The sequence below is a fragment of the Gordonia sp. ALPHA1B1 genome (assembly GCF_005502615.1).
GTDB classification, from domain to species: Bacteria; Actinomycetota; Actinomycetes; order Mycobacteriales; family Mycobacteriaceae; genus Gordonia; species Gordonia hongkongensis.
Genome location: NZ_SCOC01000007.1, coordinates 150,045 through 172,202, shown reverse-complemented (window position 1 = coordinate 172,202; position 22,158 = coordinate 150,045). Strand labels below are relative to the sequence as shown.

Here is a 22,158-nt window from a genome sequence, read left to right as displayed (position 1 = left end):
GCCGGTCAGCGGGACGGGACCGGGGTGCTGCTCGAGGTACCGGGTGTGACGGGCCCCGTCGGGGCGAGCTGGGGCACGGTCGGCGTGCTCGTCTCGGAACTGGTGGCCGATTCCGGGACGGACGCGTCCACCGACGCCGAGCCCGACACCGCGGACGGCGCGAGGTCGGCCGAGGACGACCCGGAGGCTGACGACTCCGCTGCGGACGACTCGGCGGACGAGGAGGCCGATTGCGAAGCGGACTCGGTCTCATCCGATCCACGGGCCGACAGACCCGACAGGTCGAGAGCCGGTGATTCCTCGGCCGCCTTCTTCGCCGCCAGGGTCACCTTCGCGGGGCCGTCGGGATCGGGGCTGCCCGAGGCGGAGACGACGGTCGTCTTCGTGGTCACCGGCGGGTTGTTGCGCAGTGTGGTCAGCACGTGCTCCTTGCCGTCACCGAGCGCACGTCCCCAGTTCTCCCACGTGTGGCCGCCGTAGTTCGGCAACGAGATCACCGATACGCCGGCCTGCTTGGCCTGCAACTGCATGAGCACGGTCGACACCGCGGACAGGATCTCCAGGGCCATCGCACTGAGCTGGTCCTGCGGCGACAGCTTGGCCATCTCCGACGGCGTCAGGAAACCGTTGCCCGAGGAGATGATGAGAACCTGGCCGTTGTCGGCCAGCTGCGTCAGGTTCTTCGACGGGTCGTTGTCGGTCCAGCGGGTGCCGCCCGGCGCGCCCCACATGTTGACGACGCCGTTGACGTAGTTGGACACCATGGTCTGCGTGGCGAACACGCCGAGGGCGCCGACCGGGTTGTCGGTCTGGTAGTAACCCGACATCGCCTGCACGACCTTGAACTGCTCGGGGTGGCGCTCGGCGAGGGTCACCGCGGGCCCGCCGGACATCGACAGTCCGATGATCGCGTTGTTGTTGCGGGCCACGCCGAACTCACGCTCGAGGTAACCGGGCAGCTCCGAGGTCAGGAAGGTCTCCTGCTTGATGACCGTGTTCTTGTCACCGGCGCCGCCGTCCCAGTCGGTGTAGAACGACGATGCGCCGCCCACCGGCATGACCAGGGTGGTGTCGGCCTTGGCGTCGTAGACCTTGGCGGCCTGCACGTCGGTGGTCCATGCCGAGCGGGTTTCGCTGGCGCGCATGCCGTCGAGCAGGTAGACGCCGCTGTCGCTGCCGCTCGAGGCGCGGATCTGCACGATCACGTGGCGTTTCTGCGACTCCGACCAAACCTTGCAGTTCTGGACGTAGTTCCCGGAGGAGTCCCACGTGCAGCCCGGCCGCAGCACTTCGGGATGCCCACGCAGAGCGCTGGCGGTGTTCGACGAGTTGATCAGCGTGCTCGCGCCGAACAGGCCGAGCGTGAGGATCGCGACCACCGAGATGCCGGTGAGGAGTCGGCGACGAGGTGAGGGTCGGCGTGGCGACTCGGGCGTCTGGCCCGCGGGGGTGGAGGGGACGGGCGGTTCGCTGTGCGAGTGCGACATGGAGCTCCTGACATACGCGGCCACCCGACTACACGGTGCCGATGTCAGGGATGTCGTTCGGAGAGTGGACCGGCGTTACCGGGCGAGTGCATTTTTCCGGACGACCTCGGCGGTCTCGTCCGGACGTTCCCACCAGAACATGTGTCCGACACCGGACCAGCGCGCCAGGGTGGCCTGCGGGATGAGGTCGGCGAGCCGCTCGCCCTCGGCGACGGCGATCATCTCGTCGACGTCGCCGTGGATGACCGCCGTCGGCATGTCGAGTGAGCCGATTCGGTCGCGGGTGTCGTGTGCCGCACAGGCGCCCGCCTGCCACGCGACGACTGCCGACGGAACGCGGCGCTGCCTCGACATCGAGACGAAATGGTCGAAGGCGCCGGCGCGGGCGATGAACTCGGGAGACAGATTGACCTCGAACGCGATGCGTGCGACGCGGTCGGCGTCGCGCGACGAGATCGCCTCGACGAGGCGGGCCGCGCCGGACGAGCCGGGCGCACCGATGGCCCCTGGGCCGCCCGCGGTGGTGCAGCCGAGGACGAGACTGCGCACCCGGTCCGGCGAGTTCAGGGCGAGTTCCTGCGCGATCATGCCGCCCATCGACGTGCCCAGCACGTGGGCGGAGTCCCAGCCGAGGCCGTCGAGGATTCCGCGGGCGTCGGCGGCGAGGTCGGCGATGGTGAACGGTCCCTCGGCCCGACTGCTCGTGCCGATGCCGCGATGGTCGTAGGCGGCCACCGAGAAGTGCGGGGTGAGGGCGTCGAGGAGCTCATCGGTCCACATCCCGCGGTGTGCGGACATGCCGCCGATGAGCAGCAGCGGTTCGCCGTCGCCGAACACCTCGGTGTCGAGGACGGGACCGGTATCGGACGCGACGGGGATCTGCATGCGGAGATGGTAGCCACGCAGATGACCGGATTCCGTGATTCGCCTCAGAGCGCCGGCGAGATCGCCGCCCACACGTTGGGGAGTTCCTTCTCCCAGTAGTACCAATGGTGGGTTCCGACCTCCTGCAACGCGTCGGTGTACGGCAGACCCGCACCGCGCAACAACCCGGCGAACCGGCGCGAACAGTCGCTGGTCGCGATCTCGAACGCCGACGATGCGGCGAGTACCACCTGGTAGAGGCCTTCCTCGGGCGTCACGTTCCGCTTGAGGTCGGCGGGACCGAGCCGGCCGGCACCGGAGTACAGGTACAGGGCCTTGCCGCGGAGACGGTCGAGATGCAGCGCCGGGTCGTGGTCACGCCATCCGGCCGAACCGACCGGCCCCCAGAGGTTGTCGGCGTTCGCCCCACCCCGGGCGAGGGTGGCCCGCACATACGACTCTCCCTGCGGTGAGGACACCGGAGGACATCCGCTGATCGAGGCCACCGCGCGGTACAGCGAAGGGGCCCGTGACGCGAGCGTGAACGCCGCCTGCCCGCCCATCGAGACGCCCGCGATCCCGCGGCGAACCGTTCGACTCGAACCGGGCGTCGATGAGGGGCGGGAGTTCCCTGGTCAGGAACGTCTCCCACATCGGTTGTCCGACGCGCGGATCCCGGCGCTGCCAGTCGGCGTACTGGCTGCCGTACGCACCCGTCGGGAGTACGACGTTCACGTCCTTGTCGGCGAAGAACTCATCGGCATCGCCGGCTCCACGCCACCCACTGTCGTTGCCGCGCGAACCCGCCCCGTCCAGGAGGTAGAGCGTCGGCCGGGGTCCGGTCTTCGTTCGTGGCGTGAGGACGAAGAGCTTGATGTTCTTGGCCATCGCCGCCGAGTAGACCCAGACCGCAGAGCGGGTGGGGGACTCCTGCACGACCGAGACCACTCGCGACGCAGCGGGTGCCGCCACCGCCGGCGCGGCGGCCAGACACAGCATCACCAGACATGCGGCACAGACCGCACGAAGAATCACTCGAAGCACCGTTCCCCCATGTGCGCCGCGCGGACGCTCTTCCCCCGAAGAATGTGGATTCGATCGGTAGGCGGCCGGGCCGCCGGATCGAAGTCGTTCGGCAAGCGTAGGACGTTCGCGCAGTCCTGTCCGGGCCTTGCGAAATCCCGGGGTACCGCGATGGGCGCGACTCCGCGGCCTCGACGAACGACGCCGCCGGGCACATCCGTTGGGGATGCGCCCGGCGGCGTCGGGAGAGGGAACGGGCTGGGTTGTCAGGCCCCGAAACCGAGCAGCGACTTCACCTCGAGGAACTCGTCGAAGGCGTAGTCACTCCACTCGCGGCCGTTGCCGCTCTTCTTGTATCCGCCGAACGGTGCGCTCGGGTCGAGCTGGGCGCCGTTGAGCGAGATCGAACCCGCACGGATCTGTGATCCGATGCGGCGGACCTCGTCGACGTCCTTGCCGGAGACGTAGCCGGCGAGGCCGTACTCGGTGTCGTTGGCGACCTTGATCGCTTCGTCGATCGAGTCGTAACCGATGACGACGAGGACCGGGCCGAACACCTCGGTGCGGGCGATCTCCATGTCGTTGGTGACGTTGGTGAACACGGTCGGCTTCACGTAGTAGCCGGTCTCGAGACCCTCGGGGCGCCCGGGACCTCCCACGACCGCGGTCGCGCCGTCGGCGACGGCACGCTCGATGAGACCCTGGATCTTGTCGAACTGCGCCTCGGACACGACCGGGCCGAGCTTCACGTCGGTGGTGGGATCGCCGACGGTGAGCTCGGCGGCGACCCCCTTGGCGATCTCGGCGACCTCGTCGACGCGGCCGGCCGGGACCAGCATGCGGCTCGGGGCGTTGCAGGACTGGCCCGAGTTCATCATCATCGTCGCGATGCCGCCGGCGACGTTCTTCGCGAAGTCGTCGTCGTCGAGGATGATGTTCGGGCTCTTGCCGCCGAGTTCCTGGGCGACGCGCTTCACGGTCGGCGCGGCACTCTTGGCGACCTCGATGCCGGCGCGGGTGGACCCGGTGAACGAGATCATGTCGATGCCCTCGTGGCTCGACAGCGCGGCGCCGACGCCGGGGCCGTCACCGTTGACGAGGTTGAACACGCCTGCGGGTACGCCGGCGGCGTCGAAGATCTCGGCGACGATCGCCGCGCTGAACGGCGCGACCTCGGAGGGCTTGAGGACCATGGTGCAACCGGTGGCGAGTGCCGGGGCGACCTTGCACATGACCTGGTTGAGCGGCCAGTTCCACGGAGTGATGAAGCCGCACACGCCGATCGGCTCCTTGGCGATGCGCGAGCTGCCGCGGTCCTCGACGAACTTGAAGTCGGGGAGTTGCGCGGCGGCGGTCATCAGGTGGCCGAGACCGATCGGCACCTGGGCGGCGTTCGTGAGGCCGACCGGCGAACCCATCTCCTCGGTGACCGCGGCGGCGAGGTCTCCCATGCGGTTCTGGTACTCGGCGATGATCCGGTTGAGGACTTCGAGACGTTCGGAGACGGTCGTCTGTCCCCAGGTGACGAATGCGCGACGGGCGGCGTCGACCGCTGCGTCGACGTCGGCCGCGCTGCCGATGGCGACCTGTCCGGCCGACTTCTCGGTGGCCGGGTTGATGACGTCGATGAGGTTGAGCTCGGCGGGCTCGACCCACTGACCGTCGATGTAGAACTTGGTGATGTCCGGCATGGTGCCTCCGTTGCAGCCTGAAGTGAGGACAATTGTTGTCTGTTTCACACTGTAGGCGCTGCCGCGACCGGGGTCTCGCGAATCCCGGCGTTCCGGGGGCGACACTTTGTGACCGGTTCTGGAACAGCCGTCCCAGTCGCATTCTGCGACGCTCGGCCCGGCCGCGAACGACTAGGGTCGAATCATGATCCTCATCGTCGTGAAGTTCCCCATCAAGCCCGAATTCGCCGACGAGTGGCCCGAGTTGTCGCGCGAGTTCACGGAGGCGACCCGCGCCGAACCGGGTAACAAGTGGTTCGACTGGTCGCGATCGCTCGAGGACCCCAACACCTACGTCCTGGTCGAGGCGTTCGACGACGATGCCGCGGAGGCACATGTCACCGCCCCGCACTTCAAGCAGGCCCAGCAGGAACTCCCCAAGTACCTCCAGCGCACACCCGACGTCATCAACACGACGATCGAGGGCGACACCTGGTCCGAACTCGGGGAGTTCCGGGTCGACTGAGCTCTCTCAGCGGCCGGCGCGGACCTCGGAGTCCGTGTCGGCCCCCGCCGGGTCCGCCGGTCGCGCCGCGTCGTCGCCGATGCCGAGCTTCTCGCCCTCGATGTCCACGTCGGGCAGGATGCGGTCGAGCCAGCGCGGGATCCACCACGCCTTGTCGCCGAGGACGGTGAGCACCGCCGGCATCAGGGTCATCCGGACGACGAAGGCGTCCAGGAACACCGCGGCGGCCAGGGCGAAGCCCATCACCATGATGAAGGCCATGTCCTGCAGCATGAATGCGGCGAAGACCGAGATCATGATGGCCGCGGCCGCCGCCACGACGCGGGCGCTGTGGCGATATCCCTCCACCACCGCGGTCTTCGCGTCGGCGCCGTGCACGTACGCCTCTCGCATCCTGGTCACCAGGAACACCTGATAGTCCATGGCGAGTCCGAACACGATGCCCACCAACATGATCGGCAGGAACGACACCAGCGGTTGCGGGTTGTCGACGATCCCCAGGGCGCCGTCGGTGAAGAGGGCGACGGTCACACCGAAGGTCGCGGCGACGCTGAGCAGGAAGCCGAGCGCGGCGGTCAGCGGCACGAGGATCGAGCGGAACACGATGATCAGCAGGATGAAGGCGAGACCCACCACGACCAGGAGGTAGGGGATCAGCGAACTCGACAGTCGGTCGGAGATGTCGAGTTCGATCGCGGTCTGCCCGGTCACCCCGTAGGAGATGCCCGTCGTGCCCTGCACCCGGGACTCCATCTCGCGGAGCGATTCCACGAGTACGGGTGTCGCCTCGTCGGCCGGCGCGGTCGACGGGATGATGGTGATCTTCGCGGTGTCCTGGGCCTCGTTGAGCCCGCCGGCACCGATCTGCGCCACCTCGACGTTGTCGATGCGACCCAGGTCGTCGACGAGTGAGTCGAAGGCGCGCAGGCGCTCCCCGGTGTCCTGGATCTCGCGACCGTCCGCGACGACGACCAGCGGTCCGTTCACGCCGGGGCCGTAACCCTCGGCGACCATGTCGTAGGCCCGGCGCTGCGTCTCCGACGGCTCGGCGGTCCCGTCGTTGGGTAGCGCGAGCTTGAGCCCGGCCATCGGGATGGCGAGGACGACGAGGATGCCGACGATCGCGACCGTCACGGTGCGCGGCCGGGCCACGATGCGCTGGACCCAGCGCTGGCCGTTGTGCAACCGCTCCGCATCGTGCGGTCCGACATCGGGAGCGTTGAGGCGCGGTACGCGTCCGGCGAACGCCTTGCCGCCGAACAGGCCGAGGATGGCCGGCAGAAGGGTGAGCGCGACCAGCACGGCAGCCACCACGGTGCCCGCGGCGGCGATACCCATCGCGGTGAGGAACGGGATGTTCACGATGGCCAGTGCGGCCAGCGCGATGACGACGGTGCTGCCGGCGAAGACGACCGCCGAACCCGCGGTGCCGACCGCCCGCCCCGCCGCGTCGGCGCGGTTCGCCGACCGATGGATCTCGTGGCGGTAGCGGGACACGATGAACAGCGCGTAGTCGATGCCGACCGCGAGGCCGATCATCGTCGCGAGAATCGGTGTCTCGTTGCTGAGGTCGAAGAAGTGGGTGCCCATCTGCACGCCGAGCATCCCGATGGCCACGCCGACGATCGCGGTGATGATCGGCATGCCCCACGCGACCAGGGAGGCGAAGGTCAGGATGAGGATCAGCGCGCCGACCCCGATGCCGATCAGCTCAGAGGTGATCCCGAGCTCGAATTGCTGTGTGGCCGAACCCTTCATCTCGACGGTGAGGCCGGCGGCCCGCGCGTCGTCGGCGATGGCGTCCATTTGTTCGCGCATGGTCTCGGTGACGTCCGAGGATGCCTCGACGTCGAAGGAGGCGCCGAGCTGCGCAACGGTGCCCGCTGCGTTGATCGGCGAAGTGGCCTGCGCGTCGGCGGCGGCCTCGTCCGCGCTCTTGCCGAAGGTCTCCCGCTGGAAGGTCGCCGAGAGTTCACGGAGCTGACCGGGGGATTGCTCGGTGCCGTACGAGACGAACGGGTTGGCGATCGAATCGGGGCTCTTCACGTTCTCGACGGTCTTGAGGCCGGCCACCATCGAGTCGATGGCGCTCTGGAACCGGGGCTCGCTCAGCGTCGAACCCTCCGGTGCGCGGACGACATACGTGACACCGATGTCGGAACCGAACGTCGCTTCCCCGGGGAAGCGTTCGATCATCAGGTCCTGGGCGCGCTCCGACGGGATGCCCGGGATCGAGAACGACTCCGAGGTCGGTTTGGCCAGCAGGCTCGCGCCGATGCCCAGCCCGATCAGGACCAGAACCCAGATCGCGATGGTCTTGAGGCGGTTCTCGTACGCCCATCGCCCTAGTCGGTACAGGTGTGTTGCCACGTCAGTGCTCCTCGAGGGATGGGTCGGCGAGTTCGTTCAACGGTGGGATGGGTTGTGCGAGCCCGGACGCCAACTGGTCGAAGGCGGACTCCAGCACGGTGGCCAGGTCGGCAGCGGTGCCCGGGGTGTCGTCGTGATGGGTCACCCAGAATTCGAGGGCGACGCGGATGGTGGTGATCGCGTTGTGCAGGACGAGGCGCGGATACAGGGTGTGTGCCGGCTGCCCGCGCTGCGCGCACAGTTCGGCGAGACGCGCTTCGACGGTGTCGCCCAACTCCATGTCGCGGGACCTGGCCGTCAGCCCCGGATCCGTGTCGAGGAGGCGCAAGGAGCGCGACGATCTCGGCGGGTTCGCCGACGTCGGGCGAGGTGGCGGCCTCGATGAGGGCGGTCCGGACCGAGCAGAAGAAGTTCTCGTCCGTCGGTCGGGCCTCGATCCGCTCAACGATCGTGTCGAACAGCGACGACACGAAGTGCAGCAGCGCATCCTCTTTGCCACTGAAGTAGTTGTGGAACGTGCGGACCGAGACGTTCGCCTCCGCCGCGACGGCGTCGATCGTCACGTGATCCATCCCGGCGCTGGTGGACAACCGCAGCACAGCGCGGGCGAGCGCCGAACGGGTCGCCGCCTTCTTCGCCTCGCGGAGTCCGGGGGAGTTCACCTCACCCACGGTACGGAACTTGCAGAACCCTGCAAACTTGCAGGACTACGCAATATTTAGGAGAGTCCTCACACCGTTTACCCGGCGATGGCGTGCGTCACACCATCAGCCCAGTGTCGATGCGCGGGCGACCAACTCGGGCTGGAACACGAGGTTCGACGGGATATGGCGTTCGGCGGGATCGTCGGCCGCGCTCATCAGCAGATCGACCGCGGTGACGCCGATGCGGGAGGTCGGCTGCCGGATCGACGACAACGGGACGACGGCCGAGCGGGCGAAATCGATGTCGTCGTAACCGATCAGCGCGATGTCGTCGGGAACGCGGACGTCGCCGCCGAGCATCGTCAACGCCTGCAGGACCCCGATGGCCAGGAGGTCGTTGGCGCAGAACACCGCATCCGGTCGGTCTCGGGGGGCCCTGGCCAGCAGGGCCTGTCCCGCCTCGCGTCCGGCCAGCACACTCAGGTTCGCCGTCTGCACGACCTCGAGCGTGGCGTCGTCGACGGCGTCGACCGCCTCCTGCGCGCCCCGGCGGCGGTCCGCGACCTGCCGCAGTCCGGGCGGTCCGCCCACGAACACGATCCGGCGACGACCGGTCTCGCACAGGTGCGACACCGCGAGCCGCCCGCCCGCGATGTCGTCGACGGCGACGGAATCGAAGGGCGAGCCGCCGGCGTCCCGGTCGACGAGGATCACCGGGGTGCCGCGACGGCGCAGCGAGTCGAACCGCCGCAGATCGTCGCCGATCGGCGAGACGAGCAGACCGAACACCCGCTGCTCGTCGAAGGTGTCGAGATAGGCCTGTTCGCGCGATTCGTCGTCGTCGGAGGTGCCGAGCAGCACCGTGAGGTCGTGCTCGCCGGCCCGTTGTTCGGCGGCGCGGGCGATGTCGGTGAAGAAGGGGTTACCCACGTCGAGTACCACCATGCCGACGCAACGCGATCGGCCCGCACGGAGTTGACGCGCGGCGTCGTTGCGCACGAAACCCAGCTGGTCGATTGCCGCCTGGACCCGCGCGACGGTCGCGGGCGAGACCTTTCCGGGCGAGTTGAGCACGTTCGAGACGGTGCCCACCGACACCGAGGCCGCCGCCGCGACATCCCGCATGCTCACACCCATGTGTCCATCTCACCAGATGCGATGCCGGTACCCGCGTTTCGCGGACTCGGGAGGGTCGCCCATCTCGTGAGCTGATTGACTACGAACACCCGCGGTACCCCCTGTAGGAAAGGCGATCCATGTCGACTCCGGCCAGCCCGTTCTCCGCGGACTACGAACCCGACCCGCGGCGCTGGAAGGCGCTCGCGGTGTGCCTGGTGGTCGGCTTCATGACCCTTCTCGACGTCTCGATCGTCAACGTCGCGCTCCCGTCCATCGAATCCGGTCTCGGCGCGAACTCGGCCGACCTGTCGTGGGTCGTGTCCGGCTACGCCCTCGCCTTCGGACTCGTCCTGGTCCCGGCCGGCCGGGTCGGGGACGCGCGCGGCCGCAAGGTGACCTTCCTCATCGGGCTGTCCCTGTTCGTGCTGGCGTCGGCGGCATGTGGGTTCGCCCAGGGCCCGACGCAACTCGTCGTCTTCCGCCTGATCCAGGGCGTCGCGGGCGGCATTCTCGCGCCGCAGGTCTCCGGGCTCATCCAGCTGCTGTTTCGCGGGGCCGAGCGCGGCCGGGCCTTCGGCATGTTCGCCGCGACCATCGGTATCTCGACCGCGGTCGGGCCGCTGCTCGGTGGGGTCCTCATCCAGCTGGGCGGGTCCGCCGACGGGTGGCGCTGGATCTTCTTCGTGAACGTGCCGATCGGTATCGCGGCCTTCGTCGCCGCGATCCGGTTGATCCCGGCTCGGCCCGAGGAACTCAAACAACCGCTGCGGGGGAGTTTCGACCCGGTGGGCGTCGTGCTCCTGGGCACCGGGGTGTTCGCGCTGATGCTGCCGATGGTCCAGGAGCAGGAGTGGCCCGGCGGGCGGAAATGGCTGCTGCTCGTCGTCGCGGCGGTGCTGATCGGTGCGTTCGTCCTGTGGGAACGCCGGCAGGGCCGCGTCGGCCGCCAGCAACTCGTCGACCTCTCGTTGTTCTCCATGCGGTCGTACACGTTGGGGTGCATCATCGCGATGGTCTACTTCGCCGGGTTCACCACGGTGTTCTTCATCTACACGCTGTTCGTCCAGCAGGGCCTGGGCTATTCGGCACTGCAGGCCGGTCTGGCGGTGACCCCGTTCGCGCTCGGCTCGGCGGTGTCGGCCAGCGTCGGCGGCAACATCGTCAACCGGGTCGGGCGCTCGCTGGTGTTGCTCGGTCTGGGCCTGGTGGTCGTGGGGATGATCGCGACGATCGTCGCCGTCGCGTTCGTGTCCGGTCCCGGTGTCGGGTACGCCGCCGCGCTGCCGCTGCTGGTGGCGGGTATCGGTTCCGGTCTCGTGATCTCGCCCAATCTCACGCTCAGCCTCGACCAGGTGCCGGTCACCAAGGCGGGCATCGCCGGTGGCGTCCTGCAGACCGGTCAGCGCATCGGGGCCGCCGCGGGGATCGCGCTCGTCGGTGCGGTGTTCTTCGCCCAGGTCGCGAACACCGGCGGCGACTGGGCGCGGGCGTTCCAGATCGGACTGGCGACGGCCGCGGTCCTGGTGCTGATCGCGCTGGTGGTGGGCCTCGTGGATCACTTCGCCCACCGCCGCGAGGACGCGGAGGTCGCGTAGGCGGCCGGTCTGATGCCCACGCGACCTCGGCAGTCGAGCCTCAGGAACGCGCCCGGGGCACCAGCCGCTCGAGCTGGGTCACGTGCGCGGGGGTCAGCTCGTCGAGCGAGGCGACACCGAGCAGCCGCATCGTGCGTGCGATCTGCTCGCCGAGGATCTCGATCATCCGGTCCACCCCGGCCTCCCCGCCGGCCATCAGGCCGTACAGGTAGGCCCGGCCGACGAGCGTGAACCGCGCGCCGAGGGCGACCGACGCCACGATGTCGGCACCGCTCATGATGCCGGTGTCGAGCATGACATCGGTGTCCGCGCCGACCTCGCGGGCCACCTCGGGCAGGAGGTGGAACGGGATCGGTGCGCGGTCGAGTTGGCGCCCACCGTGATTCGACAATACGATGCCGTCGGCGCCGAGGGCAGTGACGGCCTTGGCGTCGTCGACGGTCTGGATGCCCTTGACCACCAGCTTGCCCGGCCACTGCGACTTGATCCACGCCAGATCGTCGAAGGTGACGGTGGGGTCGAACATCGTGTCCAGCAGTTCGGCCACCGTTCCTGACCATCGATCGAGCGAGGCGAACGCCAGGGGCTCGGTGGTGAGGAAGTCGATCCACCACTGCGGGCGCGGGATGGCGTTGAGCACGGTCTTGGCGGTCAGCGCCGGCGGGATCGACATGCCGTTGCGCTTGTCGCGCAGACGAGCCCCGGCGACCGGCACGTCGACGGTCACCAGCAGGGTGTCGTACCCGGCCTTCGCCGCGCGGTCGACCAGGGCCATCGAGCGCTCCCGGTCCTTCCACATGTACAGCTGGAACCAGTTGCGGCCGTGCGGATTCGCATCCCGGACGTCCTCGATCGACGCCGTACCCATCGTCGACAGCGAGAAGGGGATCCCGGCCCGGCCGGCCGCGCGCGCACCAGCGTATTCGCCCTCGGTCTGCATCATCCGGGTGAACCCGGTGGGTGCGATGCCGAACGGCAGTTCCGAACGCCCGCCGAGGATCGTGCACGAGGTGTCGACCTTGGACACGTCACGCAGGATGGCCGGATGGAACTCGATGTCGGCGAACGCCTGTCGTGCCCGTCCGATGGACAGCTCGGCCTCGGCCGAACCGTCGGTGTAGTCGAAGGCCGCCTTCGGGGTGCGGCGCTTGGCGATCGCGCGCAGGTCCTCGATGGTGAGGGCGGCGTCGAGGCGGCGCTTCTTCGCGTCGAACTGGGGCTTCTTGAACTGCATCAGCGGCGCGAGGTCGCGCGGCTTGGGAACTCGACGCTTCATGGGAGAACTGCCTTGCATGGTCATGCCTTTCCTGTCCCCACCGCGGTGCGGGAGCGCGTGCCGCGGGAGTGTCGGGGTGCGTAGTGTTGCGGCGGGAACCTGTCGACGACGATAGACCTCATCGCCTCGAGGTCGCCATCGATGAGACCGTGGGCGCGGGCGGTGATCAGCACGTTGCCCAGCGCGGTCGCCTCCACCGGACCGGCCTGCACCGGCAGGCCCAGCCGATCGGCGGTGAGTTGGCACAGCAGCCGGTTCTGCGAGCCGCCGCCGACGAGATGGACGGTCTCCACCGTCGTGCCGGACAGTTCGGCCGCTCGCGCCACCCCGTCGGCGAAGGCCGCCGCGAGGCTCTCGACGATCGTGCGCACCATCTCGGCGCGCGTCATCGGCGGACGCATGCCGCGCTCGTCGTACCAGTCGCGAATGCGTCCGGGCATGTCTCCCGGCGGGAGGAACCGGGCGTCGTCGGTGTCGAAGATCTCGACCGTCGCCGGCGCCTCGGCGGCCTGCGCGAGCAGTTCACCGAGTTCGGCGCGATACCCTTCGCGCTGGTACTGGCGGACCGTCTCGCTGAGCAGCCACAGGCCCATCACGTTGTGCAGGTAGCGGATACGGCCGTCGGCGCCGACCTCGTTGGTGAAGTTGGCCTTCCACCCGTCGCGGGAGACGACCGGCTGCTCGAGTTCGACGCCGACCAGACCCCAGGTCCCGCACGAGATGTACGCCGACCGCGACGGGTCCATCGGGATGGCGGCGACCGCCGACGCGGTGTCGTGGGACGCGACCGCGGTGACGCGGGTCGACGTCGACAGTCCGAGGCGCTCGGCGACGTCGCCGAGCAACGGGCCCTGGTCGGTGCCGGTCTCCACGAGGTCGGGGAACAAGCCGACGGGCAATCCGAGACGCTCCATCATCGCGGTGTCCCACCGCCCGTTGATGCCGAGCAATCCGGTGGTCGAGGCGTTGGTGCGTTCGGTGCCGCGTCGGCCCGTGAGCCAGTATGTGATGAGGTCCGGGATCAGCAGGGCGGTGTCGGCCTGATCGAGCAACCCGTCGGCCTTTTCGGCGGCCAATTGGTACACGGTGGTGAACGGCAGGAACTGTAAGCCGTTGCGCACGTACAGGTCCGCGGGACCGAGTTCGGCGTGCACGGCGTCGACCCCGACCACGCTCCGGGTGTCCCGGTAGTGGTGCGGCAACCCGATCATGCGGCCCTCCCGCAGGAGCGCGTAGTCCACCGCCCAGGAGTCCACCCCGATCCCGACCAGATCGTCGGACTGCCTGCCCGCCTCGGCGAGGCCGGCCGACGCGGCGCGGAACAGCGCCGGGACATCCCAGTGCAGAGCGGACCTGCGCCCGTTCCAGATGTGGACCGGGTCGTTGGTGAACCGGGCGACCTGTTCGAGCTCGAGTCGTCCGCGCGAGACGTCGGCCAGCATGACCCGGCCGCTGGTCGCGCCCAGGTCGATCGCGGCGACCTGGGCGGACCGGGTGGATCGGCTCATCGCAGGAACGCGGCGGCGACGCCCGCGTCCACCGGCACGTGCAGGCCGGTGGTGTGCGAGAAGTCGGACGTGCAGAGTGCGAACGCGGCGTTGGCGATGTTCTCCGGCAGCACCTCGCGCTTGAGCAGGGTGCGCTGCGCGTAGAACTTGCCGAGATCCTTCTCCTCGACGCCGTAGACGGCAGCGCGCTTGGCGCCCCAGCCGCCGGCGAAGATCCCCGAACCACGCACCACGCCATCGGGATTGATGCCGTTGACCTTGACCCCGTGCTCGCCGAGCTCGGCGGCCAGGAGACGGACCTGATGGGCCTGGTCGGCCTTCGTCGCCGAGTAGGCGATGTTGTTCGGCCCGGCGAAGACCGAGTTCTTCGACGAGATGTACAGGATGTCGCCGCCGAGCTTCTGATCGATGAGGGCGCGTGCGGCGGCCTTGCTCACCAGGAACGAACCGCGGGCCATCACGTTGTGCTGGAGGTCCCAGTCGGCGGCGGTGGTGTCCAGCAACGACTTCGACAGCGACAGGCCGGCGTTGTTCACGACGAGGTCGATGCCGCCGAAGGCGAGCACCGTCGCGTCGATCGCGGACTGTACGGCCGCTTCGTCGGTGACGTCGGCGGCCACCCCGATGGCGACATCGGTCGAACCGATCTCCTCGGCGGCCGCCCGTGCCTTCTCGGCGTCGAGGTCGGCGATCACCACGCATGCACCTTCGGCGGCCAGACGCGTCGCGATGGCCTTGCCGATGCCGGATGCCGCCCCGGTGACCAGGGCGATGCGGGTCGCGAGCGGCTTGGGCTTCGGCATGCGGGCGAGCTTGGCCTCCTCGAGCAACCAGTACTCGATCCGGAACTTCTCCGACTCGTCGATCGGTGCGTAGGTCGAGATGGCCTCGGCGCCGCGCATCACCTTGATGGCGTTCAGGTAGAACTCGCCGGCGACACGTGCGGTCTGCTTGTCCTTGCCGAAGCTGAACATTCCGACGCCCGGGATCAGCACGATGGCCGGGTCGGCGCCGCGCATCGCGGGGCTGTCCGCGGTGGCGTGACGGTCGTAGTACGCGCGGTAGTCCTCGCGGTAGGCCTCGTGCAGTGCCGTGAGGCGCTCCTTGCACTCCTCGACGCTCGTGTCGGCCGGGAGGTCGAGGACCATCGGCTTGACCTTGGTGCGCAGGAAGTGGTCCGGGCAACTGGTGCCGAGTGCGGCCAGGCGCGGATGCTCCTCTGCCGCCAGGAATTCGAGGACCGGGTCGACGTCGGTGAAGTGACCGACCTGCGGCTTGTCCATCGAGGCGAGGCCGCGGATGAACGGGGCGAGCGCCGCGGCCTTGGCCCGGCGTTCCTCGGCGGGCAATGCGCCGTAGCCGTCGATCGGGCCGCCGAAGGGTTGCGGGCGACCGTTGGCGGCGATGTACTCCTCGGCGGTGCGGATGATCTCCAGCGAATGTGCCTGCGCCTCATCGGAGGTGTCGCCCCAGGCGGTGATCCCGTGGCCGCCGAGGATGCAACCGATGGCCTGCGGGTTGTCCTTCTTGATCGCCGAGATGTCCAGCCCGAGCTGGAAACCCGGACGACGCCACGGCACCCACACGACGCGGTCACCGAAGATCTTGTGCGTCAAGACCTCGCCGTCGGCCGCGGTCGCGATGGCGATACCGGAGTCCGGGTGCAGGTGGTCGACGTGCGCGGCGTCGACGAGGCCGTGCATCGCGGTGTCGATCGACGGTGCGGCACCGCCCTTTCCGTGCAGGCAGTAATCGAAGGCGGCGACCATCTCGTCCTCACGGTCGAGGCCGGGATAGACGTCGACGAGCGCACGCATGCGATCGAGCCGGAGCACGGCCAGGCCCTTCTCGGTGAGGGTGCCGAGATCACCGCCGGAGCCCTTCACCCAGAGCAGTTCGACGTCTTCACCGGTGACCGGGTCGGTGTCGGAGCCCTTGGCGGAGGTGTTGCCGCCGGCGTAGTTGGTGTTCTTCGGATCCGATCCGAGTCGGTTGGACCGCTCGATGAGGGCGGCGACTGCGGGATTGGTCATTAGGGGTGATCTCCTCGGGAGTTCAGGGAACTGGGGCTGGGGGAGGGCTCAGGCGCCCCAGGACGACTGGGTACCGCCGACACGCTCGGCGACGATGCGCTCGTGGTATCCGGAGTCGACGTATGCGGCCATCGGGTCTGCGGGCAGGCCGCGACGGACACGACGCTCGGCGAGCATCGGACGGACGTCGGTGTAGAACGCGTCCATCACGATCGCGTTCGCGCCCAACACGTCTCCGGCGGCCTGTGCCTCGGTCAGCGCATCGGTGTCGACGAGTAGTGCGCGGGCCGTCATCTCCTCGACGTTCAGCACCGAACGGAGCTGGCCGGGGATCTTCTCCTCGACGTTGTGGCATTGATCGAGCATGAGAGCGACCGGCGACCCGGCGTCGAGCCCGCCGCCGCGGATCACCTCGAACAGGATCCGGAAGAGCTGGAACGGATCCGCGGCACCGACGATGAGGTCGTCATCGGCGTAGAAGCGCGAGTTGAAGTCGAAGGAACCCAGCTTTCCGAGGCGAAGCAGCTGCGCGACGATGAACTCGATGTTGGTTCCCGGCGCGTGATGGCCGGTGTCGAGGCAGACCATCGCCCGCTCGCCGAGCGCGGTCACATGGGCGTAGGAGGTGCCCCAGTCGGGGACGTCGGTGACATACGTCGCGGGCTCGAAGAACTTGTACTCCAACACGAGTCGCTGGTCGTCGCCGATGTGCTGGTAGATGGTCGCGAGCGACTCGGCGAGCCGGTCCTGGCGTCCGCGGATGTCGCCCTGTCCGGGGTAGTTGGTGCCGTCGGCCAGCCAGATCTTCAGATCGCGCGAACCGGTCGCGTTCATCACCTCGATGCAGGCGAGGTGATGGTCGATGGCCATCTGCCGCACCGTCTTGTCGGTGTGGGTCAGGCTGCCGAACTTGTAGGCGTCGTCCTGGAAGGTGTTGGAGTTGACGGTGCCCAGGCCGACGCCGAGATCCTTAGCGTAAGCCGCCAGGGCGGTGTAGTCGTCGACGGTGTCCCACGGGATGTGCAGGGCGACGGTGGGTGCCAGCCCGGTCAGCTCGTTGACCTTCGCGGCGTCGGCGATCTTCTCGTGGATGGTGCGGGGGGTGCCCGGGGTGCCGAACACCTTGAACCGGGTGCCGGAGTTGCCGAACGCCCAGGAGGGGAGCTCGATCTCGAGGTTGTCGAGGATCGTCTCGTCAAAGGTGGCCATGAGATTTCTTTCGGTTGGGATTCCCCGCCGCCGGCGTCGGGGTCAGCCGGCGGCGGGGAGGTCTGAGTGGAACAGTCGAACTGGTGGAACGTTTCAATCGTGCACGGCGCGATCAGGCCCGTGGTGTCAGGCCGGGGCTTTGTGTCCCGACTCCGCGGCCGGGTTGGTGCCCGGGGTCGGGTGCGCGGCGGATGCCGGTGTCTCGATGAGCTCGGGTGACAGCGGAGCGCCGTAGCGCTCGACCTCGATCTGCTGCAGCGTCTTGCCCTGGGTGTCCGGAGCCGCGATGGCGCCGATGATCAGCGCGACGGTGAGCAGTGCGACCAGCAGGATGCCGACCGTGGTGAGTCCGGTGGCCGCGAGCATGGTGGGGAAGAAGTAGCTCAACAGACCGGTTGCGGTGCGGACGGCGAAGAACATGACGCCCTGGGCGCTGGCCCGATAGGGCGTCGCGAACATCTCGCTGGCCCAGAGGCTGTAGAACGCCTGCGCGCCGATGCCCGAGGAGATGCCCCACAGGACCGCGAAGACGAGCATCGTGGCGACACCGCTGTCGGTGAAGGCGACCAGCACGATCCAGGCGACGATGCCCAATGCGGCGCCGAAGACGTACAGGGCGCGCTGGGAGACCCGGTCGGCATATCGCATGAAGCCGAAGTAGGTCGCGAGGACGGTGCATCCCCAGACCAGCACCTGCAGCAGGTTCTGCTGGACCGCGCTCTCGACGCCCGCGGTCTCGTAGACACGCGGCATGAAGATGCCGGCCTGTCCGGCCACGGTGTTCCAGAAGAGGTAGATGCCACCGAGCAGGAGTAGTGCGGTGATGTTGACCTTCTTGGAGAACAGGCCCTTGATTCCGCGGGCGCCGACGGAAGCGGTGAGCTCACGGGTCTCGTTGACCGCCTCGTCGGACCAGATCTTGGACTCCGCGAGCCCTTGGCGAATCCACCAGACGACCGCGGCGACGACGAAGAGGTGCAGGAAGATGATCCGCGAACCCAGCAGGCCCATCGGGGCGAGCGCGGCCGCCAGTGCGAAGCCGATCAGGGGTCCGACCGACCAGGCGAGCTGGGCGGTGCCGACGTGTTTGGCGCGTTCGACCGATGGCGCCTCTTCGGCGATGTAGGTCCAGGACGCGGGTACGCCCGCGCCGACCGCGAGGCCGGTGATGATGAACGCCGCCAGCAGCATGGTGAAGTTGAGCGCGAAGGCGGCGAGCAACACGCCGGCCATGTAGACCAGCAGGTCGTAGGTGTAGATCGCCTTGCGGCCGTAGCGGTCGCACAGCGGTCCGCCGATGGCGGCACCGACCGCCGCGCCGAACGCGTTGGCGCTCAGTGCGGCCAACAGGCCGACGGCGAAGTTGCTGATGCCGAACTCGTCCTGCCAGAAGGTCAGGCTGGTGGCGATCGCGATGATCGAGCCGGCTTCGATGTAGTTCGACATGGCAACCGAGATGGTCGCCCGCCAGCCGGTGGTGGAGCGCGCTCCTACTTTCATGGGATTCCTAGCGTCGGAGATCAGTAGAGAGGGTCGGGATCGGAGGGGTCAAGCCGGGTTCGCTGATGTCGGTGTGCCCGTCAGTACGCGTCGTGTGTTCGATGTCGGTCAGTCGAGGTGGAAGTACTCGAGGAGTTCGGTACGGATGGTGTCGGGATTGGCGCCGTCGGCGTCTCCGCCGGTGGCCGGGAGGAAGTACTCGGACATGTGCGCCTGCCACCGGGCGTTGACGTCCGTTGCCTCCATGGCGGCGGCGGTCGTCGCGAAGTCGTCGGTCTCGAGGTAACCCACGACCATGCCGTCGTCCTTGCGGAGGAACAACGAGTAGTTGCGCCACCCGGTCTCGCGCAGGGCGTCGAGCATCTCCGGCCACACCTCCGTGTGGGCGTCGAGGTAGTCCTCGACGCGCTCCGGGCGGAGCTGGAGCACGAAGCAGACGCGCTGGGTATCGGACATGGCTGCTCCTGACAAACGACGTGATGGGAAACGCAGACCGTCGAGAGAGGATCAACCCGGCGAATTAAAACGTTTCAATTTGTGATGGCAGCAACACTAAGAGCGGCCTGTGAGGATGTCAAGACCCGGTTCGCACAAAGCGCACCCCGCCGGAACGGGATCGGTCATGCTCTGTTCGTGCTGAAATTCGGGAAGACGCGCGGAGCAGATGTCGGGGGCAGGATCGCGATCGTGACCGGGGGCGGGTCCGGTATCGGGGCCGCGCTCACGCGCGCGCTGGTGACCCGGGGAGCCCACGTCACCTGCGCGGACATCGACCTACCCGCGGCGCAGCGGGTGACGGACTCCTTGTCCGGTGGGCCGGGCACCGCACGGGCGGTGCAACTGGATGTGACGGATGCCGCCGCTGTGCAGCGGGTGGTCGACGAGGTCGTCGCCGAGTGGGGGCGCCTGGATCTGATGTTCAACAACGCCGGGATCACCTGGGGTGGTCCGACCGAGATGCTGACGCCGGAACAATGGGACGCGATCATCGACGTCAACATCCGGGGCGTCGTGCACGGGGTCGCGGCCGCGTACCCGGTGATGATCGAGCAGCGTTCCGGACACATCGTCAACACGGCGTCGATGGCCGGGCTCGTCGCCGCCGGACTGATCACGAGCTACGTGATGACCAAACATGCGGTCGTGGGGCTGTCGCTCGCACTACGTACCGAGGCCGCGGGCCGCGGGGTGAACGTGCTGGCGGTGTGTCCCTCGGCAGTGGAGACCCCGATCCTGGACAAGGGATCGGTCGGCGGATTCGTCGGTCGCTCTTATTATCTGGCGAGTCAGGGTTCGTCGACCGCGTACGACGCCGACCGCCTCGCCCGGGACACGCTCGCCGCCATCGAGCGGAATCAACCACTGCTGGTCGTCCCGCGTCGATCCCGGATCACCTGGCGCGTCCAGCGATTGGCGCCCGGCCTCACGAATCGGCTTGCCGCGCAATTCATCGATCGGCAACGCGCGGAGTTGCGGCCGGAGGGTTAACCGCCGGCGGTGCTGCTCAGGATGGCGATGATGACACCTGCCACGGTCAGTACACCGACGACCCAGGCCATCGTGATCGCGACCCGTCTGCGTCCGAACCGGGCCGCGTTGATCGCGATCCCGAGGCACACCAGGACCGCGATCGAGTACACCGAGATACCGAGGGTGAGCAGGGCGACGGAGGAGTCGGCGAGCAGGACAACCCGAGTGGACATGACACCGAGTACATCATCAGCGGGCTCGGGGGATGCACGCGGATCGACTCGGAGTGGTGCACGGGCGCCGACGTCGTGACGTATGTCGTCGCGTTGGGTCACGCGGCTGCGGCACGCCGCGGCCGGTAGGCGACCACGAGCACGAGCAGGGCGACAATAGCGAACGACGAACCGACCAGAATCGTCGTGCCGGTTGCAGTTCCGGACGGATCGCTACGTTGGAGTGGGCCGAACACGGTCATCAGCGTGGCGAGTCCGAGCGCACCACCGACCTGCAACAGCGCCTGCATCAGGCCCGAGGCGGCGCCGGCGTCGGCTGCGGGCGAGTTGTCCACGATCAGGACGTTCGCCGGCACCACGGACAGGCCGATTCCCGCACCCATGATCATCGAGGGCGCCAGAATCGCTGCGGCGAAGGTGGAGTCGGGCCCGACGAACGACAACCACACGAGCCCGGCGATCGCCAGGGACAATCCCGCCATCAACACCGGTGCCGCACCGAAGCGCGCGACGAGGCGGGCGGTGGTCCCGGTGACCGTCAATCCGATGTTGAGAACCATGAACGGCAGGAACGCGAACCCGGACGCCACGACGCTGTAACCCATCACGTCCTGCAGGTGCAGGGTCATGAAGGTGAACATGCCCATCATCGCGCCGGGCAAGAGCAACATCACCACGAAGGGCGCGGCCTTGCGCGCGGAGTTCACCAATCGGGGTGGCAGCAGGGGATGGCTCGTACGGCGCTGTCTGATCGCGAACGCCGTGAGCGTCGATGCGCCGACGGCGAGAGAGGCGATGGTCACCGGGTCGGCCCAGGAGACCTCGGAGGCGCGGATGAAGCCGAAGACCACCGCCGCGACACCCGCAGCGGACAGCAGGGTGTCCCAGAGACCCAGGTGACCGGGCTGCCGGGGTGTCTCATCGACGGTGAACGGTGCAGCGATGAGGATCGCCACCCCGATCGGGACGTTGACCAGCATCACCCAGTGCCACGACAGCTGTTCGGTGAGTACGCCGCCCAGCAGCAGGCCGAGCGCTCCGCCCGACGCGGCACCCAGGGAGAACCAGCTGACGGCCCGGGCGCGATCGGGACCGGGCGGAAAGTTGGCGACGATCAGTCCCAGGGCGGTGGGTGCGGCGAGCGCGGCTCCCACGCCTTGCAGGACGCGAGCGATGAGAAGCATCCACGCGCTGGTGGCGAGTCCGCCGAGGAGCGAGGCCGCGGTGAACAGGGCGATGCCGTAGAGCAGCGCGCGTCGCCGTCCGATCAGGTCGCCCAAGCGGCCGCCGAGCAGCAGCAGGCCACCCACCGCCAGCACGTAGGCGTTCATCACCCAGGACTGAGACACCTCGCTGAAACCCAGGTCATCGCGGATGCGGGGGAGCGCGACGGTGACGATCGTGCCGTCGAGGATCACCATCAGCTGGCTCGCCACCACGACGACCAGTCCGATCCAGGTGCGGCGGTCGATCGTCGACTCTCCGGTGTCGGAATCTGCCGCGGGAGCGACGCGATCGGTGGTCTGGGACATCAGGGCCTCCCGGGCGGGTAAGGTCGAACAGGAGAGTGTCTCCAATTGGAGATTGTCTCCGCTTATTGAAGCGGAGATGTTCTCCGGTTACAAGTGTTT

The 22,158-nt window shown here is 68.2% G+C and carries 17 protein-coding genes and 1 pseudogene; 3 read left to right on the top strand and 15 right to left on the bottom strand.

Annotation, left to right across the window (positions count from 1 at the left end; genetic code table 11):
• Window positions 1-5: 5 nt before the first annotated feature.
• From FFS52_RS07120 to FFS52_RS07105, 4 genes and pseudogenes are all read right to left on the bottom strand, one after another.
• Window positions 6-1,487: an alpha/beta hydrolase family protein gene (locus FFS52_RS07120; protein WP_137809271.1), complete on the bottom strand. Its 1,482-nt coding sequence runs from the start codon at window positions 1,485-1,487 to the stop codon at window positions 6-8.
• 75 nt (window positions 1,488-1,562) lie between these two features.
• Complete coding sequence (locus FFS52_RS07115; protein WP_137809270.1) at window positions 1,563-2,372, bottom strand: alpha/beta hydrolase; 810 nt, start codon at window positions 2,370-2,372, stop codon at window positions 1,563-1,565.
• A gap of 44 nt (window positions 2,373-2,416) precedes the next feature.
• Window positions 2,417-3,239: pseudogene (locus tag FFS52_RS07110) on the bottom strand (alpha/beta hydrolase family protein).
• Window positions 3,240-3,640: 401 nt separating this feature from the next.
• Window positions 3,641-5,065: an aldehyde dehydrogenase family protein gene (locus FFS52_RS07105; protein WP_068971039.1), complete on the bottom strand. Its 1,425-nt coding sequence runs from the start codon at window positions 5,063-5,065 to the stop codon at window positions 3,641-3,643.
• Between the two features lie 184 nt (window positions 5,066-5,249).
• Between FFS52_RS07105 and FFS52_RS07100 the strand changes: the two genes are divergently transcribed.
• Window positions 5,250-5,570: a putative quinol monooxygenase gene (locus FFS52_RS07100; RefSeq protein ID WP_068971038.1), complete on the top strand. Its 321-nt coding sequence runs from the start codon at window positions 5,250-5,252 to the stop codon at window positions 5,568-5,570.
• Between the two features lie 6 nt (window positions 5,571-5,576).
• On the opposite strand, the gene FFS52_RS07095 is transcribed toward FFS52_RS07100, so the two are convergent.
• The 3 genes from FFS52_RS07095 to FFS52_RS07085 all read right to left on the bottom strand — a co-directional run bounded on the left by FFS52_RS07095 (window position 5,577) and on the right by FFS52_RS07085 (window position 9,721).
• Window positions 5,577-7,940, bottom strand: coding sequence for an MMPL family transporter (locus FFS52_RS07095; RefSeq protein ID WP_137809269.1), 2,364 nt, complete (start codon window positions 7,938-7,940; stop codon window positions 5,577-5,579).
• A 1-nt stretch (window position 7,941) separates the two neighbouring features.
• Entirely contained in the window at window positions 7,942-8,220 is a 279-nt protein-coding gene (locus FFS52_RS23855; RefSeq protein ID WP_249356308.1) for a hypothetical protein, read from the bottom strand.
• Window positions 8,221-8,707: 487 nt separating this feature from the next.
• Window positions 8,708-9,721 carry a LacI family DNA-binding transcriptional regulator gene (locus tag FFS52_RS07085; RefSeq protein ID WP_137809268.1) on the bottom strand — a complete coding sequence of 338 codons (1,014 nt, stop codon included), beginning with the start codon at window positions 9,719-9,721 and terminating at the stop codon, window positions 8,708-8,710.
• Window positions 9,722-9,840: 119 nt separating this feature from the next.
• On the opposite strand from FFS52_RS07085, the gene FFS52_RS07080 reads away from it, so the two are divergent.
• The gene (locus FFS52_RS07080; RefSeq protein WP_137809267.1) at window positions 9,841-11,298 is read left to right on the top strand and encodes an MFS transporter; all 1,458 of its coding nucleotides are present in this window, start codon (window positions 9,841-9,843) and stop codon (window positions 11,296-11,298) included.
• A gap of 40 nt (window positions 11,299-11,338) precedes the next feature.
• Here the strand turns inward: FFS52_RS07080 and FFS52_RS07075 are convergent, their stop codons facing one another.
• The 6 genes from FFS52_RS07075 to FFS52_RS07050 all read right to left on the bottom strand — a co-directional run bounded on the left by FFS52_RS07075 (window position 11,339) and on the right by FFS52_RS07050 (window position 19,280).
• Window positions 11,339-12,574: an alpha-hydroxy acid oxidase gene (locus FFS52_RS07075; protein WP_055474928.1), complete on the bottom strand. Its 1,236-nt coding sequence runs from the start codon at window positions 12,572-12,574 to the stop codon at window positions 11,339-11,341.
• 20 nt (window positions 12,575-12,594) lie between these two features.
• Window positions 12,595-14,082 (bottom strand): rhamnulokinase family protein, encoded by a 1,488-nt coding sequence (locus tag FFS52_RS07070; protein WP_055474927.1) that lies wholly within the window; start codon window positions 14,080-14,082, stop codon window positions 12,595-12,597.
• Complete coding sequence (locus FFS52_RS07065; RefSeq protein ID WP_055474926.1) at window positions 14,079-16,115, bottom strand: bifunctional rhamnulose-1-phosphate aldolase/short-chain dehydrogenase; 2,037 nt, start codon at window positions 16,113-16,115, stop codon at window positions 14,079-14,081. The genes FFS52_RS07070 and FFS52_RS07065 overlap by 4 nt, the downstream gene beginning before the upstream one ends.
• A gap of 48 nt (window positions 16,116-16,163) precedes the next feature.
• Complete coding sequence (rhaI, locus tag FFS52_RS07060; protein ID WP_055474925.1) at window positions 16,164-17,324, bottom strand: L-rhamnose isomerase; 1,161 nt, start codon at window positions 17,322-17,324, stop codon at window positions 16,164-16,166.
• 126 nt (window positions 17,325-17,450) lie between these two features.
• Window positions 17,451-18,824 carry an MFS transporter gene (locus FFS52_RS07055; RefSeq protein WP_055474924.1) on the bottom strand — a complete coding sequence of 458 codons (1,374 nt, stop codon included), beginning with the start codon at window positions 18,822-18,824 and terminating at the stop codon, window positions 17,451-17,453.
• Window positions 18,825-18,932: 108 nt separating this feature from the next.
• Window positions 18,933-19,280: an L-rhamnose mutarotase gene (locus FFS52_RS07050; protein ID WP_055474923.1), complete on the bottom strand. Its 348-nt coding sequence runs from the start codon at window positions 19,278-19,280 to the stop codon at window positions 18,933-18,935.
• 177 nt (window positions 19,281-19,457) lie between these two features.
• On the opposite strand from FFS52_RS07050, the gene FFS52_RS07045 reads away from it, so the two are divergent.
• A complete protein-coding gene (locus FFS52_RS07045; RefSeq protein WP_055474922.1) occupies window positions 19,458-20,312 on the top strand; it encodes an SDR family oxidoreductase in 855 nt (284 codons plus the stop codon).
• On the opposite strand, the gene FFS52_RS07040 is transcribed toward FFS52_RS07045, so the two are convergent.
• Both FFS52_RS07040 and FFS52_RS07035 read right to left on the bottom strand, forming a co-directional pair.
• A complete protein-coding gene (locus FFS52_RS07040) occupies window positions 20,309-20,527 on the bottom strand; it encodes a hypothetical protein (RefSeq protein WP_004020299.1) in 219 nt (72 codons plus the stop codon). The two genes, FFS52_RS07045 and FFS52_RS07040, sit on opposite strands and share 4 nt — an antisense overlap.
• A gap of 98 nt (window positions 20,528-20,625) precedes the next feature.
• A complete protein-coding gene (locus tag FFS52_RS07035) occupies window positions 20,626-22,059 on the bottom strand; it encodes an MFS transporter (RefSeq protein WP_249356312.1) in 1,434 nt (477 codons plus the stop codon).
• Window positions 22,060-22,158: the final 99 nt, after the last annotated feature.

What these genes read in the sequence shown, in the direction of transcription:
- FFS52_RS07120 (WP_137809271.1), bottom strand. Translation starts at nt 1,487, where the DNA reads ATGTCGCACTCGCACAGCGAACCGCCCGTCCCCTCCACCCCCGCGGGC.
- FFS52_RS07115 (WP_137809270.1), bottom strand. Translation starts at nt 2,372, where the DNA reads ATGCAGATCCCCGTCGCGTCCGATACCGGTCCCGTCCTCGACACCGAG.
- FFS52_RS07105 (WP_068971039.1), bottom strand. Translation starts at nt 5,065, where the DNA reads ATGCCGGACATCACCAAGTTCTACATCGACGGTCAGTGGGTCGAGCCC.
- FFS52_RS07100 (WP_068971038.1), top strand. Translation starts at nt 5,250, where the DNA reads ATGATCCTCATCGTCGTGAAGTTCCCCATCAAGCCCGAATTCGCCGAC.
- FFS52_RS23855 (WP_249356308.1), bottom strand. Translation starts at nt 8,220, where the DNA reads ATGGAGTTGGGCGACACCGTCGAAGCGCGTCTCGCCGAACTGTGCGCG.
- FFS52_RS07085 (WP_137809268.1), bottom strand. Translation starts at nt 9,721, where the DNA reads ATGGGTGTGAGCATGCGGGATGTCGCGGCGGCGGCCTCGGTGTCGGTG.
- FFS52_RS07080 (WP_137809267.1), top strand. Translation starts at nt 9,841, where the DNA reads ATGTCGACTCCGGCCAGCCCGTTCTCCGCGGACTACGAACCCGACCCG.
- FFS52_RS07075 (WP_055474928.1), bottom strand. Translation starts at nt 12,574, where the DNA reads ATGAAGCGTCGAGTTCCCAAGCCGCGCGACCTCGCGCCGCTGATGCAG.
- FFS52_RS07070 (WP_055474927.1), bottom strand. Translation starts at nt 14,082, where the DNA reads ATGAGCCGATCCACCCGGTCCGCCCAGGTCGCCGCGATCGACCTGGGC.
- FFS52_RS07065 (WP_055474926.1), bottom strand. Translation starts at nt 16,115, where the DNA reads ATGACCAATCCCGCAGTCGCCGCCCTCATCGAGCGGTCCAACCGACTC.
- rhaI (WP_055474925.1), bottom strand. Translation starts at nt 17,324, where the DNA reads ATGGCCACCTTTGACGAGACGATCCTCGACAACCTCGAGATCGAGCTC.
- FFS52_RS07055 (WP_055474924.1), bottom strand. Translation starts at nt 18,824, where the DNA reads ATGAAAGTAGGAGCGCGCTCCACCACCGGCTGGCGGGCGACCATCTCG.
- FFS52_RS07050 (WP_055474923.1), bottom strand. Translation starts at nt 19,280, where the DNA reads ATGTCCGATACCCAGCGCGTCTGCTTCGTGCTCCAGCTCCGCCCGGAG.
- FFS52_RS07040 (WP_004020299.1), bottom strand. Translation starts at nt 20,527, where the DNA reads ATGTCCACTCGGGTTGTCCTGCTCGCCGACTCCTCCGTCGCCCTGCTC.
- FFS52_RS07035 (WP_249356312.1), bottom strand. Translation starts at nt 22,059, where the DNA reads ATGTCCCAGACCACCGATCGCGTCGCTCCCGCGGCAGATTCCGACACC.